This is a genomic window from Vibrio sp. OPT18, assembly GCF_015163615.1.
Lineage (GTDB): Bacteria > Pseudomonadota > Gammaproteobacteria > Enterobacterales > Vibrionaceae > Vibrio > Vibrio coralliirubri.
In genome coordinates this window covers 66,293-67,825 of sequence record NZ_JADDYK010000063.1, presented here as the reverse complement: position 1 = coordinate 67,825, position 1,533 = coordinate 66,293, and the positions used below count along the sequence as shown (strand labels likewise).

The 1,533-nt window shown below is 42.7% G+C and carries 1 protein-coding gene and 1 pseudogene; both read right to left on the bottom strand.

What is annotated here, in order from left to right:
- A pseudogene (locus tag IQQ51_RS27310) lies at window positions 1–192 on the bottom strand (flagellin B); the annotation flags it as partial.
- A 648-nt stretch (window positions 193–840) separates the two neighbouring features.
- Window positions 841–1,533 (bottom strand): flagellin (locus IQQ51_RS27305; protein ID WP_265584323.1); only part of this gene is annotated, 693 nt, incomplete at its 5' end.

The following is a 1,533-nucleotide window of genomic DNA, read 5'->3' as shown; positions in this document are numbered from 1 at the left end:
AGCAACATCAAGGCCGCGGCTCTGAACGTTCAAACGGTTCGAGATTTGTAGGCCCGCAGCGTCATCTTTTGCGCTGTTGATTTTTGAGCCTGAAGCTAGACGCTCCATTGATGTTTGTTGTGCGCTGTTTGCGTTGTTTAGGTAACGTTGCGCTGTCATCGCTGAAACGTTTGTATTTACATTCACTGCCATGGTGATTTCTCCAATTGATTTTCCGGTATAGCGGTTTCCGACGTCTCGGAAAACCAAGTAGTTCTCTCAAAGTTACTTTTAATAACGGCGCGAAAATCAGAAGCTTTAGAAAAACTTTTAAAAAACCACAAAAAAATTATTAATTTAATATTTATCAACAACTTAATTTTCATCATTTTCTAATATAGCGATAGATTTCAATTGGAAAAAGATCTTAGCCTGTTCGAAAAATGTACTAATCGCCCTCTAAATAGCTCAGGGTGGAGAAATGATCAATCGCCAAAGATCTCTGACTTACGCAAATCTTGTGTAATAGATGACATTATTTGTCGTGAAGAAGAACCATCAAATAGAGATTTGGAAAAGGTAGTGCGAGAAAGTTCACAGGAAAATAAATAGCAAAAACAAGAAATACAGAAAGGAAAAAGCCCCTTTTCCTTTGAGAGAACCGGGGCTAGTTGGCGCGTCAGAGCCTGTGTGGAGATCATCGAGAAATGAACACATTTCCGACTTGCCGTTGCATTCTTACTGTAAAAATGGATAGCAGGTGAGAGATGAGAGAGCTAAACATTCAATAGTAAGTATGCTTGCCAGTTTCCCTTGCTGCATGGCTCACGTCTGAACACGAGCAGCAAGTTCAACCAATAACTATTGCAATAGTGACATCGCAGAGTTAGGCAACTGTTTTGCTTGAGCAAGTATTGAAGTACCTGCTTGTTGCAGAATTTGTGATTTGGTCATTTGCGTCGTCTCTTTCGCAAAGTCCGTATCTTTGATTCGGCTGTTTGAAGCGTCTACGTTCTCTTGTACGTTTGCCAAGTTATTAATACTGTGGCTTAGACGGTTCTGTTTTGCACCCAAATCAGCACGCTGTGAATCCACGTACTTCATTGCAGAATCAATCACGCTGATCGCGTTCTGTGAACCCGCAACGCTGGTTAAGCTAACATCTTGAACCGAGGTTGCGCGGCCTTCACTCTTAATACCTAGCTCAGACGCTAGACCACCAGAGATAGACATTGGGCCGTCAAGGTCAGGTTCAGCAACGAACAGTTGAATGCGACCATCATCAGTAACCGATGCGTTCACAAGATCAGACTGACCATTAATGTAAGTCGCAAGCTCTTCGATATCATCGCCCGCTTTGGTATTGATATCTAAAACGATGTCTTCACCCGCTTTGGTTTTGAATTCGAACTTAAGATCGCGAGCTTGTGCAGGCACTTCCCAGCTCTTGTCTTTGCCGTTTTCAGAATCAAACGTTGTACCACCCATGCGGAAATCATCAGCACGAATGCTCGTCAGAGCCATGATCATCGCTTCACCAGAGTTAGAACCAAT